The sequence below is a fragment of the Pseudomonas sp. GW821-FHT10B02 genome, from assembly GCF_059415665.1.
On the sequence record NZ_JBWKNR010000011.1, the window covers coordinates 23366 to 40721 of the forward strand.

General features: G+C 60.8%; 14 protein-coding genes. 9 read left to right on the forward strand and 5 right to left on the reverse strand.

All coding sequences use genetic code 11. From position 1 onward, the window contains the following. The 9 genes from folK (at window position 1) to AC07OF_RS17025 (ending at window position 12537) form a co-directional block, all read left to right on the forward strand. Window positions 1-477, forward strand: a complete 477-nt coding sequence (folK, locus tag AC07OF_RS16985; RefSeq protein WP_157191102.1) for a 2-amino-4-hydroxy-6-hydroxymethyldihydropteridine diphosphokinase — start codon at window positions 1-3, stop codon at window positions 475-477. Between the two features lie 252 nt (window positions 478-729). Further along, the gene (gene panB / locus AC07OF_RS16990; RefSeq protein WP_157191101.1) at window positions 730-1530 is read left to right on the forward strand and encodes a 3-methyl-2-oxobutanoate hydroxymethyltransferase; all 801 of its coding nucleotides are present in this window, start codon (window positions 730-732) and stop codon (window positions 1528-1530) included. Further along, window positions 1527-2384 carry a pantoate--beta-alanine ligase gene (gene panC / locus AC07OF_RS16995; RefSeq protein WP_157191100.1) on the forward strand — a complete coding sequence of 286 codons (858 nt, stop codon included), beginning with the start codon at window positions 1527-1529 and terminating at the stop codon, window positions 2382-2384. Before panB ends, panC begins: the two co-directional genes overlap by 4 nt. A gap of 123 nt (window positions 2385-2507) precedes the next feature. After that, complete coding sequence (gene pgi, locus AC07OF_RS17000) at window positions 2508-4172, forward strand: glucose-6-phosphate isomerase (protein ID WP_476446503.1); 1665 nt, start codon at window positions 2508-2510, stop codon at window positions 4170-4172. An 87-nt stretch (window positions 4173-4259) separates the two neighbouring features. Beyond that, a complete protein-coding gene (gene acs / locus AC07OF_RS17005; protein WP_495073261.1) occupies window positions 4260-6194 on the forward strand; it encodes an acetate--CoA ligase in 1935 nt (644 codons plus the stop codon). Between the two features lie 39 nt (window positions 6195-6233). Beyond that, on the forward strand, window positions 6234-7103 hold the full coding sequence (locus AC07OF_RS17010) for an oxygenase MpaB family protein (RefSeq protein ID WP_495073262.1): 870 nt from the start codon (window positions 6234-6236) through the stop codon (window positions 7101-7103). A 125-nt stretch (window positions 7104-7228) separates the two neighbouring features. Continuing rightward, window positions 7229-8407, forward strand: a complete 1179-nt coding sequence (locus tag AC07OF_RS17015) for an acetyl-CoA C-acetyltransferase (protein WP_038606794.1) — start codon at window positions 7229-7231, stop codon at window positions 8405-8407. Between the two features lie 79 nt (window positions 8408-8486). After that, the gene (locus tag AC07OF_RS17020) at window positions 8487-9503 is read left to right on the forward strand and encodes a class I SAM-dependent rRNA methyltransferase (RefSeq protein WP_157191096.1); all 1017 of its coding nucleotides are present in this window, start codon (window positions 8487-8489) and stop codon (window positions 9501-9503) included. A 46-nt stretch (window positions 9504-9549) separates the two neighbouring features. Then, on the forward strand, window positions 9550-12537 hold the full coding sequence (locus AC07OF_RS17025; protein WP_495073263.1) for a DUF748 domain-containing protein: 2988 nt from the start codon (window positions 9550-9552) through the stop codon (window positions 12535-12537). 72 nt (window positions 12538-12609) lie between these two features. Here AC07OF_RS17025 and AC07OF_RS17030 read toward each other — a convergent pair whose 3' ends face one another. From AC07OF_RS17030 to rbfA, 5 genes are all read right to left on the reverse strand, one after another. Further along, entirely contained in the window at window positions 12610-12960 is a 351-nt protein-coding gene (locus tag AC07OF_RS17030; RefSeq protein ID WP_038606786.1) for a BON domain-containing protein, read from the reverse strand. Window positions 12961-13218: 258 nt separating this feature from the next. After that, entirely contained in the window at window positions 13219-15324 is a 2106-nt protein-coding gene (gene pnp, locus AC07OF_RS17035) for a polyribonucleotide nucleotidyltransferase (protein WP_038606784.1), read from the reverse strand. Window positions 15325-15574: 250 nt separating this feature from the next. Then, window positions 15575-15844, reverse strand: a complete 270-nt coding sequence (gene rpsO / locus AC07OF_RS17040; protein ID WP_010222985.1) for a 30S ribosomal protein S15 — start codon at window positions 15842-15844, stop codon at window positions 15575-15577. A 153-nt stretch (window positions 15845-15997) separates the two neighbouring features. Continuing rightward, window positions 15998-16915: a tRNA pseudouridine(55) synthase TruB gene (truB, locus tag AC07OF_RS17045; RefSeq protein WP_038606780.1), complete on the reverse strand. Its 918-nt coding sequence runs from the start codon at window positions 16913-16915 to the stop codon at window positions 15998-16000. Window positions 16916-16918: 3 nt separating this feature from the next. Further along, window positions 16919-17317, reverse strand: a complete 399-nt coding sequence (gene rbfA, locus AC07OF_RS17050; RefSeq protein WP_038606777.1) for a 30S ribosome-binding factor RbfA — start codon at window positions 17315-17317, stop codon at window positions 16919-16921. Window positions 17318-17356: the final 39 nt, after the last annotated feature.

The following is a 17356-nucleotide window of genomic DNA, read 5'->3' on the forward strand; positions in this document are numbered from 1 at the left end:
ATGGAACGCGTGTACATCGGCCTGGGCAGTAATCTGGATGAACCGCAGGAACAACTGCGCAGTGCTATCGATGCGCTGCGTGAGTTGCCCGACACATCGCTGGCGGCGGCCTCTGCTTTCTACAGCAGCGAATCGCTGTCACCCGGCCAGCCACGCTACACCAATGCCGTGGCCGCTCTGGACACCAGGTTAGCGCCCCTGGACCTGCTCGACAGCCTGCAGGCCATCGAAGCCGCCCAGGGCCGTGAGCGCAAGGAGCGCTGGGGCCCGCGCACCCTGGACCTGGATATCCTGCTGTACGGCGATCATCTGATCGACATCCCGCGCCTGAAAGTCCCGCACTACCACATGCAGGCGCGACCGTTCGTCCTTTACCCGCTGGCCGAACTGGTCCCGGCCGACTTCCTGCTGGCCGACCAGCGCAGCCTTGCCCAACTGCTGGCAGATTGCCCGTTCGTCGGTCTGGAACGCCTGTAAACCGGGCGTTCCCCCATGCGGTAACGCCTGTAACAGTGCATTCGTAACAATGCGGTAACAGGGTAATTGACTTCAGCCCCCTCCCTCACGACTATAGGCGTCCGACGGCGCCTGTGCGCCGAAAAAAGGCGTATATAGGCCTGGAACAGGTCGCAATTAAAACACCACGATCGATGATGTGCTGTTCCAGAAGATGAATACACGCGTTGTACGCAGTCGTTTTTCACAGCGCCTGAATGAGGATTCCTTTTCATGCCAGATGTAACCCTGACCACCCTGCAGAGCCTCAAGGCCAAGGGTGAGAAAATAGCCATGCTGACCTGCTACGACGCAACCTTCGCCCAGGCTGCCAGCCGTGCCGGCGTGGAAATCCTGCTGGTCGGAGACTCGCTGGGCATGGTCCTGCAGGGTCATGACAGTACCTTGCCGGTGACCAACGCCGAGATGGCTTATCACACCGCCTGCGTCAAACGTGGCAACGACGGCGCATTGATCCTCGCTGACTTGCCATTCATGGCCTGTGCCACCATTGAGCAGGCTTTCGCCAACAGCGGCGCCCTGATGCAAGCGGGCGCGCACATGGTCAAAGTCGAGGGCGCCGCCTGGCTCGCGGAAACCATCCGCCTTCTGGCCGAACGTGGCGTTCCGGTTTGCGCGCATATGGGCCTGACCCCGCAGACCGTGAACATCCTCGGCGGCTACAAAGTCCAGGGCCGCCAGGAAAACCAGGCGCGGCAGATGCGTGCCGACGCCATTGCCCTGGAGCAGGCTGGTGCGGCGATGCTGCTGCTCGAATGCGTACCCAGCGAACTTGCCGCGGAAATCACCCAGGCGGTGAGCATCCCGGTGATCGGTATCGGTGCCGGCAGTGCCACCGATGGCCAGGTACTGGTGCTACACGACATGCTCGGCTTGTCGCTGACCGGACGCGTGCCGAAGTTCGTGAAAAACTTCATGGTCGGCCAGAGCGATATCCAGGCTGCGCTCAAGGCTTACGTAACAGCCGTCAAGGACGTCAGCTTCCCAGGCAGCGAACACGGGTTCAGTGCATGAATACAGTCAAGACCGTCCGCGAACTGCGCGCCGCCGTGGCGCGGGCACGCAGTGAAGGCAAACGCATCGGTTTCGTACCGACCATGGGCAACCTGCACAGCGGCCACGCCGCCTTGGTGACCAAGGCCGCACAGCGCGTCGATTTCGTCGTTGCGAGTATCTTCGTCAACCCGCTGCAGTTCGGCCCCAGCGAAGACCTCGACAAGTACCCGCGAACCCTCGCTGCCGACCAGGAGAAACTGCTCCAGGCCGGGTGCCACCTGCTGTTCGCCCCCAGCGTCGAAGAGATGTACCCCGACGGTATGGACGGCCAGACCCGCGTCAACGTTGCGCAGCTGTCCGAAGGCCTGTGTGGCGCCAGCCGTCCAGGCCATTTCGAAGGTGTGGCGACAGTGGTCAGCAAGCTGTTCAACATGGTCCAGCCGGATCTGGCCGTCTTCGGTCAGAAAGACTTCCAGCAGTTGGCGGTGATCCGCGCCCTGGTGCGCGATCTGAACATGCCGATCCAGATCATTGGCGAACCGACCGTGCGTGCCGAAGATGGCCTGGCGCTGTCTTCTCGCAACGGTTATCTGAACGAAGAACAACGTGCCATCGCGCCAGCGCTGTATCGACTCCTGGGCCAGATGGCCGCGGCCATCGAACAGGGTGAACGCGACTATCCGGCCTTGATCGCTAACGGTCAGCAACAGCTGAAAAACGCCGGTTTGCGCCCTGACTACCTGGAAATTCGCCAGGCCCTGAGCCTGCGTCCGGCGACAGCCGAAGACCGCGATGTGGTGATCCTGGCCGCGGCCTACCTCGGTGCCACCCGCCTGATCGACAACCTGCACCTGAATCTCGACGACAAGTAACAAGGTCGCCCGCCGAGCCCACTCCCTGTAAGCCGGGCTGATGCCTATAATTGGCATCAGCCTGCAAACGGGGCGCTGGTTTCAGTGTCCAAGGCAGTTCACGCAATAAGGAAATCCGCAGCGATGGCTTACTACCGCACCCCTCATGATGTCACCGCTCTGCCCGCCTGGCAGGCGCTCCAGCAACACCGCGAAGCCATGCAGGACTTCAGCATGCGCGAGGCATTCAATGCCGAACCGCAGCGCTTCGACCGGTTCTCTCTGAGTACCTGCGGACTGTTCCTCGACTACTCGAAGAACCTGATCAATGGCCAGACTCGCGACCTGCTGGTCAACCTGGCCAATGAAGTCGGCCTGCAAGAGGCAATCAAGGCACTGTTCGCCGGTGAAATCCTCAACGCCTCAGAAGGCCGCCCGGCCCTGCACACCGCACTGCGCCGGCCAGTAGGCGATAAATTGAGTGTCAACGGCGTCAACGTGATGCCTGAAGTGCACAAAGTCCTCAACCAGGTCACCGAGCTGGTTGGCCGTATCCATGACGGGCTGTGGCGCGGCTACAGCGAGAAGCCGATCACCGACGTGGTCAACATCGGTATCGGTGGCTCGTTCCTCGGCCCTGAACTGGTCTCCGAGGCGCTGCTGCCCTACGCCCAGCGCGGCGTACGCTGCCATTACCTGGCCAATATCGACGGCAGCGAGTTCCATGAACTGTCGGCCAAACTGCGCGCTGAAACCACCCTGTTCATCGTTTCCTCGAAATCCTTCAACACCCTGGAAACGTTGAAGAACGCCCAGGCTGCACGTGGCTGGTACCTGGCCCAGGGCGGCTCGGAAGCCGAGCTGTACAAACACTTCATCGCCGTGTCGAGCAACAAGGCCGCCGCTGTGGCCTTCGGCATCCGCGAAGAAAACATCTTCCCGATGTGGGACTGGGTCGGCGGTCGTTACTCGCTGTGGTCAGCCATTGGTCTGCCAATTGCCCTGGCCATTGGCACCGCCAACTTCAAAGAGCTGCTGTCCGGTGCCTACACCATGGACCAGCATTTCCAGAACGCCCCGTTCGAGCAGAACATGCCCGTACTGCTGGCTTTGCTGGGCGTGTGGTACGGTAACTTCTGGGGTGCGCAGAGCCACGCGATCCTGCCGTACGATCACTACCTGCGTAACATCACCAAGCACCTGCAGCAGCTGGATATGGAGTCCAACGGCAAGAGCGTTCGCCAGGATGGCACACCGGTCAACCATGACACCGGTCCGGTGATCTGGGGTGGCGTTGGCTGCAACGGCCAGCATGCCTACCACCAGTTGCTGCACCAGGGCACTCAACTGATCCCGGCGGACTTCATCGTTCCGGTGGTCAGCTTCAACCCGGTTGCCGACCACCATCAATGGCTGTATGCCAACTGCCTGTCGCAGAGCCAGGCGCTGATGCTCGGCAAGACCCGTAGCGAGGCCGAAGCCGAGCTGCGCGACAAGGGCATGAGCGAAGCCGATATCCAGAAGCTGGCACCCCACAAGGTGATCCCGGGCAACCGTCCGAGCAACACCCTGGTGGTCGAGCGCATCAGCCCACGCCGTCTCGGCGCGCTGGTAGCGATGTACGAACACAAGGTGTTTGTGCAGAGCGTGGTCTGGGGCATCAATGCCTTCGACCAGTGGGGCGTGGAACTGGGCAAAGAGCTCGGCAAAGGCGTTTATCAGCGCCTGACCGGCGGCATCGAAGATGCGGCCGAAGACCCATCGACCCAGGGCCTGATCAATTTCTTCCGTAGTCGTCACCGCGGTTGATCGCCTGCGCTACCCCTGGCTGAGCGAACGCAGCCGGGGGTAGCGGCTACACTGTCCTGACAAAAACAATCAGGACAGGACCCCGCCATGTTCGATATCAGCGACTTTCCCCAAGCCGATGCCGTCAGCAAAGCGGCGCAACTGAGCCAGGCCGACTATCAGCGCCTGTACCGCCAGTCCATCGAAGACCCCGACGTTTTCTGGGCAGACCAGGCCAAAGTTCTCGACTGGATCAAGCCTTGGAGCAGCATCCAGCGCAGTGACATGAAGACCGGCCAGGCCACCTGGTTCGAGGGTGCCCGACTTAACGTCAGCTATAACTGCATCGACCGTCACCTCACCACCCGAGGCGACCAGCCGGCGATCATCCGCGAAGGCGACAATCCTGCCGACTCCAGCGTCATTACCTACCGTGAACTGCACCAGCATGTCTGCCGTCTGGCCAATGTGCTTAAACAGCGCGGCGTTAAAAAAGGTGATCGGGTATGCATCTACATGCCCATGGTCCCCGAGGCCGCCTATGCCATGCTTGCCTGCAGCCGCATCGGCGCGATTCATTCGGTGGTGTTCGGCGGTTTCTCACCCGATGCTCTGCGTGACCGTATCCTCGACGCCGATTGCCGCACCGTAATCACTGCCGATGAAGGCATTCGCGGCGCCAAGACCGTAGCGCTGAAGAACAACGTCGACAAGGCGCTGCTCAGTTGCCCGGATGTCAGTACGGTGGTGGTGATCAAGCGCACCGGCGGCCAGGTCGCCTGGAGTGAAGGCCGCGACCTCTGGTACCACGAAGCGATCAAACAGGTCAGCGATGACTGCCCGCCCGAGCCGATGGACGCTGAAGACCCGCTATTCATCCTCTACACCTCCGGCAGCACCGGCAAACCCAAAGGAGTGCTGCACACCACCGCCGGCTACCTGCTGCAGGCCACCCTGACCTTCAAGACCGTATTCGATTACCGTGACGGCGAAGTGTTCTGGTGCACCGCCGATGTCGGCTGGGTAACCGGGCACAGCTATATCGTTTACGGGCCGCTGGCCAATGGTGCTATCACCCTGATGTTCGAAGGCGTGCCCAACTACCCCGACACCTCGCGCTTCTGGCAGGTGGTCGACAAACACCAGGTGAACATTTTCTATACCGCCCCCACCGCCCTGCGCGCCTTGATGCGTGATGGTAATGGGCCGCTGCAGAACACTTCGCGCAAGAGCCTGCGCCTGCTCGGCAGCGTCGGCGAACCGATCAACCCGGAAGCCTGGGAGTGGTATTTCAATGCAGTGGGCGAGCAACGCTGCCCCATCGTCGACACCTGGTGGCAGACCGAAACCGGCGGCATCATGATCAGCCCACTGGTAAGCAGCCGGCGGATAAAACCCGGGTGCGCCACCCAACCGATGTTCGGCATACAACCCGTGCTGCTCGATGACCAGGGCAAGCTGATCGAAGGTCCGGGTAGCGGCATGCTGGCGATCAAGGCCAGCTGGCCCGGGCAGATCCGCAGCGTGTATGGCGACCCGCAACGGATGATCGACACCTACTTCAAACCGCTGCCGGGTTACTACTTCACTGGCGACGGTGCCCGCCGCGACGAGGACGGCGACCTGTGGATAACCGGGCGCATCGATGACGTGATCAACGTCTCAGGGCACCGCATCGGCACCGCCGAAGTCGAAAGTGCGCTGGTATTGCACGACAGCATCGCCGAGGCCGCTGTAGTCGGGTACCCTCACGATCTCAAGGGGCAAGGCATCTATGCCTTTGTCACGCCGATGAACGGGGTGAACCCGGACGACACGCTCAAGCAGGCGCTGCTGGCCCTGGTCAGCAAGGAAATCGGCAGCTTCGCCAAGCCGGAACTGATCCAGTGGGCACCAGCACTGCCCAAGACTCGCTCCGGCAAGATCATGCGCCGCATCCTGCGCAAGATCGCCTGCAACGAGCTGGACAACCTGGGCGACACTTCGACCCTGGCTGACCCCAGTGTGGTCCAGGGCCTGATCGACAAACGTTTGAATACATAACCGGCAGCAGGTCATGGCTGCCTCGCACGCAAGGTAACCATGGAAGCGATTCGCCGCCGTATCGAAACCCAGGTGATGAGCCTGACTGGCTTGTCCCTGGGGCAGCTTGACCTGGAAAACCCCAAGGGCGACCCCGGCCTGTTCGGCCCGGACAGCATCAGCTGGCGTGTACACGGCGACTTCCCGAGCATGCTGGTGGGCGGTATCAGTGCTCTGCTCCTGCAACTGCTGCATCCGCTGGCCCTGGCCGGGGTCTGGGATCACTCCAATTTTCGCCAGGACCTGCTCGGACGCCTGCGCCGCACCAGTCAGTTCATCTCCGGCACCACCTTCGGTGCCACCGGCGATGCCAACTGGCTGATCGAGAAAGTCCGCACCATCCATCTACAAGTCGTCGGTAGCGCTGCCGATGGGCGCCCCTATGCAGCCAGCGACCCAGTGCTGTTGACCTGGGTGCATGTGGCCGAGGTCAGCAGCTTTCTTGCCGCCCACCTGCGTTACCGCAATCCGAACCTGCCCCACGCCGAACAGGATGCCTACTACGCCGAAATCGCCCTGATCGCCGAACGCCTGGGGGCCCGGGATGTACCACGCTCGCGTCAACAGGTAACGGATTACCTGCAGGCCATGCGTCCACAGTTGTACGCCGATGAACGAAGCCAGGAAGTGGTGCAGGTATTGCTCGATGCCCCCGCGCCCAGCCGTCTGGCCAAGCCGGTGGGCAGCCTGATGCTGCGTGCCGGCATCGATCTGCTGCCAGAATGGGCCCGTGACATGCTGGAGCTGCAACAGCATCCCTTGCAGCAGCGATTGATTCGCCTGGGTATCAACAGCACGGCCCCGGTGCTGCGCTGGGCCATGCGTGACGGCTCGGCGCATCGAGCGCGGCGGCGCATGGGTATTCACTGAAGGCGACCGAGCGGTTCGCCATTAGCGATTCCCCGAGCATCTATGCCACCATGACGGTTGATCAAGGCCCCGCAGGGGCCTGTGCTGTTCTGACGCCAAATCGAATAATAGTGAGGACCCGCGCCATGCAAGATGTTGTTATCGTTGCCGCCACCCGAACCGCTGTCGGTAGCTACCAAGGAGCGCTGGCCGCCATTCCCGCCGTTGACCTCGGCGCTGCGGTGATTCGCCAACTGCTGACCCTGACCGGTATCGATGCCGAGCTGGTCGATGAAGTGATCCTTGGCCAGGTGCTGACCGCTGGTGCCGGGCAAAACCCTGCGCGCCAGGCCGCGATCAAGGCCGGCCTGCCTCACGCGGTACCGGCCATGACCCTGAACAAAGTCTGCGGCTCCGGCCTCAAGGCCCTGCACCTGGCAACCCAGGCCATCCGCTGCGGCGACGCCGAAGTGATCATCGCCGGCGGCCAGGAAAACATGAGCCTGGCCAACTACGTCATGCCCGGCGCCCGTACCGGTTTGCGCATGGGCCACAGCACGCTGATCGACAGCATGATCAGCGACGGTCTGTGGGATGCCTTCAACGACTACCACATGGGCATCACCGCCGAGAACCTGGTGGAAAAGTACGGCATCAGCCGTGAAGACCAGGATGCGTTCGCCGCCGCCTCCCAGCAAAAAGCCGCTGCCGCCATCGAAGCCCGACGCTTCGTCGACGAAATCACCCCGATCCTGATTCCTCAGCGCAAGGGCGATCCGGTTGCCTTCGCCACTGACGAACAACCACGTGCCGGCACCACTGCCGAATCGCTGGGCAAACTCAAGCCGGCCTTCAAGAAAGACGGTACTGTCACTGCCGGTAACGCTTCGTCGCTCAACGACGGTGCCGCCGCCGTGATGCTGATGAGTGCAGCCAAGGCCCAGCAACTGGGCCTGCCGATCCTGGCGCGGATCAAGGCTTACGCCAATGCCGGTGTCGACCCTGCGATCATGGGCATTGGCCCGGTCAGCGCCACCCGCCGCTGCCTGGAAAAAGCTGGCTGGGATCTGGCCGACCTCGACCTGATCGAAGCCAACGAGGCCTTTGCCGCCCAGGCCCTGTCGGTAGGCAAGGAGCTGGGTTGGGACGCCAGCAAGGTCAACGTCAACGGCGGCGCCATTGCCCTGGGTCACCCGATCGGTGCTTCGGGTTGCCGGGTGCTGGTAACCCTGTTGCACGAAATGATCAAGCGTGATGCCAGCAAAGGCCTGGCCACCTTGTGCATCGGCGGCGGTCAGGGTGTAGCCCTGGCGATCGAACGCTGATAACAGCGGGAGGGGCTGCAACGGCCCCTCCCCTGGCTTGAACTGATAAACTGCACGTCCGCAAACCAAGGCCACGTGCATGTCCCTCTTGAATCAGGCGCTGCGCGCCGCCCTCGACGCCCGCCAGGGCCTAATCGCCGAACTGCATGCCCAGGGCACTGACTGCTACCGCCTGTTCCATGGCAGTCAGGAAGGCTCCAGCGGCCTGACCGTTGACCGCTATGGCCCGCAACTGCTGGTGCAGAGTTTCCATCAGACGCTTGAGAGCAGCGCCTTGCTTGAACTGCACGCCATGATTGAGGCGCAGCTTGGCCTTGAGCTGCTGCTGGTCTACAACGACCGCTCCCAGGGCAACAGCCGCATCGACCGCCGTGACCCGGTTTACCAGGCCAGCGAAGCGGCCCTGGCCGACCATGTCGGGCATGAGTGGGGGCTGAACTACCGTGTCCGTGGCCGCCATGCCGGTCAAGACCCACTGCTGTTCCTCGACCTGCGCAACGCCCGCGGCTGGGTCAAGCAACACAGTGCCGGCAAGCGTGTGCTGAACCTGTTCGCCTATACCTGCGGTGTCGGTCTCAGTGCTGCAGCAGGCGGCGCCCGTGAGGTGTGCAACCTGGACTTCGCCGAAGGCAACCTGGCAGTGGGCAAGGAGAACGCGGCACTCAACCCGGGGCTGGTGCCGATGAGCTTCATCCAGTCCGATTATTTTCCGGCGATCCGCCAGTTCGCCGGTTTGCCGATCAGTCAGCGCCGCGGTCACAAGCTGCCAGCGTACCCGCGCCTGGAGCAGCGCCAGTTCGATCTGGTGTTTCTCGACCCGCCGGCCTGGGCCAAAAGCGCCTTCGGCACCGTCGATCTGCTGCGCGACTACCAGAGCCTGCTCAAGCCGGCCCTGCTCAGCACCGCCGAAGACGGCGTACTGATCTGCTGTAACAACCTGGCCAAGGTCAGCCTCGACGACTGGCGCGAACAAGTACTGCGCTGCGCGGAGAAAGCCGGGCGCCCGGTACGCGACTGCCAGGTACTTAAACCGGCCAGTGACTTTCCGTCGCAGGACCAGCAACCACCGCTGAAGACCTTGATTCTTCAGCTTTAAAACAAAAAACCGGTAATTTCCGAGCTATCTTCGGAACCGATTTTACGTGCCATACTCCAAGCACTCCCGTTCCAGACAGACGACGCCGCACATGCCCAAAGGATTGAAACGCGCCCTAGGCGCCATGTTGGCCGCTTTGGCCCTGTACAGCCTGCTTGGCTTTCTGATTCTCCCAGGGGTTGCCCTGCGTATCGCCAACCAGCAATTGGCCAACTACGCCACGGTGCCTGCGCACTTGCAGCGTATCGAGCTCAACCCCTTCAGTCTTGAGCTGACTCTCTGGGGCCTGCAGATTGGCGAGCCGGACAAGAAACAGGTCGGCTTTGAACGCCTGTACGCCAACCTTGAGCTCGACAGCCTGTGGACCGGTGCCCTGCACCTGGCCGGCGTCGAGCTGGAAAAGCCGCATACCGAATTGCTGTTCGCCAAGGATGGAAAACTGAACCTGGCACAGCTGTTCAAACTTCCGCCCAGCGAAGCGAAACCCGAAGCGCCCCCCAGCGACCCGTTCCCGCTGCGCATCGACAGCATCAAGCTCGTTGAAGGCCTCCTGCACTTCGAGGACTTGCGGCCCAGCGAACCTATCGAGTTCCTCTACGATTCGATGAACCTGGAACTGAAGAACCTCAGCACCCTGCCTGAAGACAGCTCCGACATGACCCTGGTGGCGATCGGCCCGCACGGCGGCCGCATCGACTGGAGCGGAACGTTCAGCCTGATACCCATCGCTTCCGAAGGCACGCTGAAAATCACTGAAGGCAAGATGAAAGCCTTCTGGCCCTATGTCCGCGATGCCGTGCCGTTGGTACTGGAAGAAGGCGTCATCAGTCTCGACACCCACTACAAACTGAACCTGTCCAAGGAAACCGAGCTGCTGCTCGACAACACCTCGGTGAGCATCGCGCCCTTTGCCATCAAGGCGCCGGATGGTCGCCCACTGGCGCGTCTGGCACGCCTGGATGTCAGTGAAACGTCTGTAGACCTCGCCAAACAACTGGTAACCGTAGGCAAGATCCGCAGCGAGAAGCTGGAAACCTGGGCCGCGCTGGAAGCCGATGGCCAACTCGACTGGCAAAAGCTGTTCGCCAGCCAGCCGGCCAAGGCCACACCGAAGGAGAAAGCCGAACCTGCTGCAGCCGAGCCTGATAGCCAGGCGCAAGCGACCCCTGCCGAGCCAGGCAAGCCCTGGCAGGTGCTGCTCAAGGATGTGCAACTGCGCAACTACCAGGTGCACCTGGCCGATCGTTCGCAAAAACAGCCGGTAGCGCTGGACGTGGGCCCGTTGAACCTCGACCTGCAGAACTTCGACAGCCTCAACCAGTCGCCTTTCACCCTCAAGCTCGATACCGGCGTGGGCAAGCAAGGCAAGTTGCAGGCTGCCGGTGAAGTCAACCTGGCGCCGGTGACCGCCAAGCTCAAGGTCAGCACCCAGGACATCGACTTGCGCATCGCCCAGGCCTACATCACGCCGTACATCCGTCTGGAGCTGCGCAGCGGCATGCTTGGCAGTGACCTCAACGTCAACCTCAGCAACGTTGATCCGCTGGCCTTCAGCATTGACGGCAAGGCGCAAGTCAACCAGCTGCATACCCTGGACACCATCAAGGATCGCGACTTCGTCAAATGGCAGCAGCTCAACCTTGACGGGCTGTCGTACCGTCACGGTGATGCATTGAGCATCGGCAAGGTCAGCCTGAAGCAGCCTTATGCGCGCTTCATGATCAACGAAGACCGCACCACCAACGTCGACGACCTGCTGATCCCGCAGCCGGCCACCGCGCCAACCAGTGCCCAGGCGAAAACCAAGGCACCGGCCAGCAGCGACAAGCCGTTGGGCATCCGCATCGGTGCAATCGACATCAACGATGGCTCGGCGAACTTTGCCGACTTCAGCCTGACCCCCAACTTCGCCACCGCCATCCAGCAACTCAACGGCCAGATTGGCACCATCGACAACCGCCAGCCCAAGCCGGCCAAGGTCGATATCAAGGGCAAGGTCGATCGCTACGCACCCGTGACCATCAAGGGCGCGCTGAACCCTTTCGACCCGATGGCCAGCCTGGACATTGCCACCAGCTTCAAACGCGTCGAGCTGACCACCCTGACGCCTTACTCAGGCAAGTTCGCTGGCTTTCGCATCCGCAAGGGCCGGCTGAACATCGACCTGCACTACGTCATCACCCAGGGCAAGCTCAAAGCCGAGAACAAAGTGGTGGTCGAGCAGTTGCAGCTTGGTGAGAAGGTCGAAAGCCCGGATGCGGTGGATCTGCCGATTCGCCTGGCAGTGGCCTTGCTCAAGGACACCGAAGGCAAGATCTCCATCGAATTGCCGGTGACCGGCGACCTGAACGATCCGCAGTTCAGCGTCATGCCGATCGTCTGGCAGACCCTGCGTAACCTGGTGCTGCGCGCCGCCCAGGCACCATTCAAGTTCATCGGTGGCCTGATCACCGGCGGCGATGCCCAGGACCTGGGCAGCGTCGCCTTTGCCGCCGGTTCCAGCGATCTGGCACCTGATGCCAAGAGCGCCCTCGACAAGCTGGCGGCGGCGCTCAAGGAACGCCCTGCCCTGCGTCTGGAGATCGAAGGTACCAGCGCGCAAAGCAGCGATGGACCGTTGATTGCCCAGCAACGTCTGGAGCGTGAGTACCAGAGTACCTACTACAAGATCCTCCAGCGTCGCGGTGACAAGGTGCCAGCCCAGGCTTCCGACCTGAAGGTCCCGGATGGTGACAAACCGGCGATGCTTGAAGGGATCTACCGCACCCGCATGAAGCAGCAGCCACCGGCCGACTGGGAACAGCTGGACCGCGAGCAGCGCACCACTCAGTTGCGCGATGCGGTGCTCAAGTCCTGGGGCGAGAGCCCTCTACTGCTACGCCAGCTGGGTCAGGCCCGGGCCAGCAGTATCAAGGACTACCTGGTCGACAAGGGCAAGCTGGAAGATGATCGGGTGTACTTCATTGATGCCAGCCTCGGCCAGGCGGAAGCGGATGGGCGGGTAATCACGCCGCTGCATCTGGATGCTGAGTAACAGCTAGATCCCGCCGCCGTTCGCCCAGTAAAAAGCCCCGGCAACCTGTGCCGGGGCTTTTGTTTACGCAGGTCAGTCGGTTTTCAGGCCATCAGCCGAAACCGCCTTAACGCCATCGATCTTCTTGGTGATCATGACCGCCGTGTCTTTCTGCGACTTGGTCAGCGCAGTATCGGAAGACAGGGAAACCACACCTTTATTGGTTTCTACCTTGATGTCTGTGCCTGGAATACCTTTCTCGGTCATCAGGTCGGATTTGACCTTGGTGGTGATCCAGGTGTCTTTGGTCGCTTCTGTTGCCTTGTCCATTTCACCGGCAGCAACAGTCAGCGGAGCCTGGGCAGGCTGTTGGGCAAATGCCGCGTTAGCCAGGGTCAGAGTCAGGGCGGTGGCAGTAGCGGCAGCAATAGCGAACTTCTTCATACGAGACACTCCTGTTTTTCGAAAAGTCTGCGCCGTAAGTCCTGGCAGCAGGGGTATGACTACCGTTGCAGGGTCTATGCCAGCTTTTCTAATTGATTATTTCCTTATAAATCAGGCGTTTAGAGTTAGACGAAAAAACCGCAATCGTGCAATTTGCAAGCCTCGGCAGAATCCTGCATGCAAGATGCAAGTCCGCAAGACAATTGCCGCAGGCATAAAAAAAGGACCCCGAAGGGTCCTTTTCTTTACGCTACGTTCTTAGACGCCGGATGCCTTGGCAGCGGCAACGTCCTTGATCGACAGCTTGATACGACCGCGGTTGTCCACGTCCAGTACCAGTACTTCAACTTCCTGGCCTTCTTTGAGGATGTCGGTCACTTTCTCGACGCGAGCATCGCTCAGCATGGAGATGTGAACCAGACCGTCCTTGCCCGGCAGGATGTTGACGAAGGCACCGAAGTCAACGATGCGCTCGACCTTACCGACGTAGATCTTGCCGATTTCAGCTTCTGCAGTGATGCTCAGAACGCGCTGACGAGCAGCTTCAGCGGCGTCTTTGGTCTCACCGAAGATCTTGATCGAGCCGTCGTCTTCGATATCGATCGAAGCCTTGGTTTCTTCGCAGATGGCACGAATGGTCGCGCCGCCTTTGCCGATAACGTCACGGATCTTGTCGGTGTCGATCTTCATGGCGATCATGGTCGGAGCATTTTCCGACAGCTCGCTACGCGACTGACCGATGATCTGGTTCATCTGACCGAGGATGTTCAGGCGCGCTTCCAGGGCCTGACCCAGGGCGATTTCCATGATCTCTTCGGTGATGCCGTTGATCTTGATGTCCATCTGCAGCGCGGTAACACCTTTGGCGGTACCGGCTACTTTGAAGTCCATGTCGCCCAGGTGGTCTTCGTCACCGAGGATGTCGGTCAGAACAGCGAACTTCTCGCCTTCTTTAACCAGACCCATGGCGATACCGGCAACCGGAGCCTTCATCGGCACACCGGCGTCCATCAGAGCCAGGGAAGCACCGCAGACCGAAGCCATGGAGCTGGAGCCGTTGGATTCGGTGATTTCCGATACCACGCGGATGGTGTACGGGAACACGTCAGCGGCAGGCAGCATGGCCTGGACCGAACGACGGGCCAGACGGCCGTGACCGATTTCACGACGACCAGCACCGCCCATGCGACCACACTCGCCTACCGAGAACGGCGGGAAGTTGTAGTGCAGCATGAAGGGGTCTTTCTTCTCGCCTTCGAGGGTGTCCAGCAGCTGGGCGTCACGCGCAGTACCCAGGGTCGCAACGACCAGGGCCTGGGTTTCGCCACGGGTGAACAGCGCCGAACCGTGAGTCTTCGGCAGAACGCCGACTTCGATGTTCAGCGGACGAACAGTCTTGGTGTCGCGGCCGTCGATACGTGGCTTGCCGTTAACGATGTTTTCGCGAACGGTGCGGTATTCGATTTCACCGAAGATCTCTTTGACTTCGCCGGCCGATGGCTGGCCTTCTTCACCGGAGAACTTGGCAATCGCCTGATCGCGCAGTTCACCCAGGCGAGCGTAACGGTCAGCCTTGACGGTGATGGTATAAGCCTGGGAAACCGCTTCGCCCAGTTCAGCGCGAATGGCGCTCAGCAGGGAAGTGTTCTCAGCCTTGGCAGTCCAGTCCCAAGTAGGCTTGGCAGCTTCGGCGGCCAGCTCTTTGACAGCCTGGATAACAGCCTGGAATTCGTCGTGGGCGAACAGTACGGCGCCCAGCATCTGGTCTTCGGTCAGCTCTTTGGCTTCCGATTCAACCATCAGTACGGCGTCGGAAGTACCGGCAACGACCATGTCCAGGCTAGAGGCAGCCAGTTGCTCGTAAGTCGGGTTCAGCAGGTAGCCGGTGCTTTCGTGGAAAGCAACGCGCGCGGCACCGATCGGGCCTTCGAATGGAATACCGGAGATTGCCAGGGCAGCCGAGGTACCGATCATCGCAGCGATGTCCGGATCGGTCTTCTTGCTGGTGGAAACGACGGTGCAGACAACCTGCACTTCGTTCATGAAGCCTTCTGGGAACAGCGGACGGATCGGACGGTCGATCAGACGCGAGGTCAGGGTTTCTTTCTCGGAAGGACGGCCTTCACGCTTGAAGAAACCACCAGGGATCTTGCCGGCGGCGTAGGTCTTTTCCTGATAGTGAACGGACAGGGGGAAGAAGCCTTTGCCTGGATCGGCCTGTTTGGCACCGACCACGGTCACCAGTACGGTGACATCGTTGTCGACGGTGACCAATACGGCGCCGGACGCTTGACGAGCAATACGGCCCGTCTCGAGGGTAACGGTCGATTGACCGAACTGGAATTTCTTGATTACCGGGTTCACGGTTTCCTACCTTCTTCAGTGGCTCTGGGGGAACTGGTTCTTGCGAATTCTTGGGCAGCACAGGGAATCGGCCCTGTCGGCAGTCCAGATAAAACTAGAGGTTGGGAGCCTGCCCTGCCCTTGCGGAAAACCGCTCAGGCGAGACAGACAGCCAACCTCATAGATACGCGCAGCGTGCTCTTCGCTGCCGATGCCAGGCATCGGCAGCGAAGAATGCAGCACGCCGTGCACACCACTGGCCAGGCCGCTATTAGCGACGCAGACCCAGGCGACCGATCAGGGCGCTGTAACGAGTGGTGTCTTTGCCCTTCAGGTAGTCCAGCAGCTTACGACGCTGGTTAACCATGCGGATCAGACCACGACGGGAGTGGTGGTCTTTGCCGTTGGCCTTGAAGTGGCCTTGCAGCTTGTTGATGTTGGCGGTCAGCAGTGCAACTTGCACTTCTGGGCTACCGGTGTCACCGGCGGCTTGCTGGTATTCGCCAACGATCTTTGCTTTTTCTTCAACGCTGAGTGCCATCTGGCTTCTCCAAATCAAGGGAAACCGAACAAACGGTTTCCAATAGGCCAGGGACAAATCCCTGTATTCATAAAGTGAGGCGTAACCGTGCCTATTGACAGCCATCCTCTTTGCCACCAGTGCCAGGCCGGGGCCCGACACTGAAGGTTTCGATCATTCTGACCGAATCAGTCGACGCGGCGCGATGCGCCCGTCTTCGCTCACTTCACCGATACCGATGAAACGACCGTTGTGATCCTGTACCCGGACCATGCCGAACTTCGGCGCGTCGGGGGCTCTGACCGGCTGACCGTGCAGCCAGTAAAAAGCGCTGTGCTCGGAAAACTGCAGCAGAGGCCAGTCTTGCAGGCCGCTGTCCGAAGGCATCAGGAAGCGATCGACCGCTTCGTTGCCACCTTCGGCGTGAACCGCTTCGAGTTCTTCGAGGGTCACGGTCTGCGCCAGTTCGAATGGCCCGGCGTGCGTGCGACGCAGTTCGGCGACATAGGCGCCACAACCGAGCATCTCGCCGATATCTTCGACCAGGGTGCGGATGTAGGTGCCTTTGCTGCAGCCGACCGACAGTCGAACGCGGGTGCCTTCGCACTCGAGCAACTCCAAGCGGTTAATAGTAACAGAACGCGCCTCGCGCTCCACTACTTCACCTGCACGGGCGAGCTTGTACAACGGCTGTCCGTCGCGCTTGAGGGCCGAGTACATCGGCGGTATCTGACTGATTTCACCACGAAATTGTGGCAGAACGGCTTCAACATCGGCGCGACCAACGGTCACTTCGCGGGTTTTCAGCACTTCACCCTCGGCATCGCCGGTGGTGGTGGTCTGCCCCAGTTGCATGACCGTCTCGTAACCTTTATCGGAATCGAGCAGGTACTGGGAAAACTTGGTGGCTTCACCGAAGCACAGCGGCAGCACGCCACTGGCCAGCGGGTCGAGACTGCCGGTGTGACCGGCCTTCTCGGCATTGAGCAGCCAGCGGACCTTCTGCAGCGCAGCGTTGGAGGTAAACCCCAACGGCTTGTCGAGCAGGATGATGCCACTGACGTTACGACGAATACGTTTGACCTGGGCCACCGCTTACTCCTTGGTGTCCGGGGTATCGGCGGCCTGGTGCTGACTGTCTTCGGCAACAGCACGCTCGATCAGCGCCGACAGGTGGGCACCACGCGTCACGCTCTCGTCGTAGTGGAAATGCAGCTGCGGCACACTGCGCAGTTTCATTTCCTTGCCCAATTGCATGCGCAGGAAGCCTGCGGCGGAATTGAGCACTTTAAGGCTTTGCTTGATGTCTTCAGCGCTGTCCTGGCCCATCACGGTGATATACACCTTGGCGTGGCCGACATCGCGGCTGACGTCGACGGCAGTGATGGTCACAAGACCCACGCGTGGATCTTTGACTTCGCGACGAATCAGTTGCGCGAGTTCACGCTGCATCTGATCGCCAATGCGTTGGGTACGGCTATATTCTTTGGCCATTTTTGCTACCTGTAACTAAAGCGGCAAACGCCCGACCAG

Coding starts and splice junctions, on each gene's coding strand:
- rpsO (WP_010222985.1), bottom strand. CDS start 15,844: ATGGCACTCAGCGTTGAAGAAAAAGCAAAGATCGTTGGCGAATACCAG.
- AC07OF_RS17010 (WP_495073262.1), top strand. CDS start 6,234: ATGGAAGCGATTCGCCGCCGTATCGAAACCCAGGTGATGAGCCTGACT.
- rbfA (WP_038606777.1), bottom strand. CDS start 17,317: ATGGCCAAAGAATATAGCCGTACCCAACGCATTGGCGATCAGATGCAG.
- pgi (WP_476446503.1), top strand. CDS start 2,508: ATGGCTTACTACCGCACCCCTCATGATGTCACCGCTCTGCCCGCCTGG.
- AC07OF_RS17015 (WP_038606794.1), top strand. CDS start 7,229: ATGCAAGATGTTGTTATCGTTGCCGCCACCCGAACCGCTGTCGGTAGC.
- acs (WP_495073261.1), top strand. CDS start 4,260: ATGTTCGATATCAGCGACTTTCCCCAAGCCGATGCCGTCAGCAAAGCG.
- panC (WP_157191100.1), top strand. CDS start 1,527: ATGAATACAGTCAAGACCGTCCGCGAACTGCGCGCCGCCGTGGCGCGG.
- folK (WP_157191102.1), top strand. CDS start 1: ATGGAACGCGTGTACATCGGCCTGGGCAGTAATCTGGATGAACCGCAG.
- panB (WP_157191101.1), top strand. CDS start 730: ATGCCAGATGTAACCCTGACCACCCTGCAGAGCCTCAAGGCCAAGGGT.
- AC07OF_RS17020 (WP_157191096.1), top strand. CDS start 8,487: ATGTCCCTCTTGAATCAGGCGCTGCGCGCCGCCCTCGACGCCCGCCAG.
- AC07OF_RS17030 (WP_038606786.1), bottom strand. CDS start 12,960: ATGAAGAAGTTCGCTATTGCTGCCGCTACTGCCACCGCCCTGACTCTG.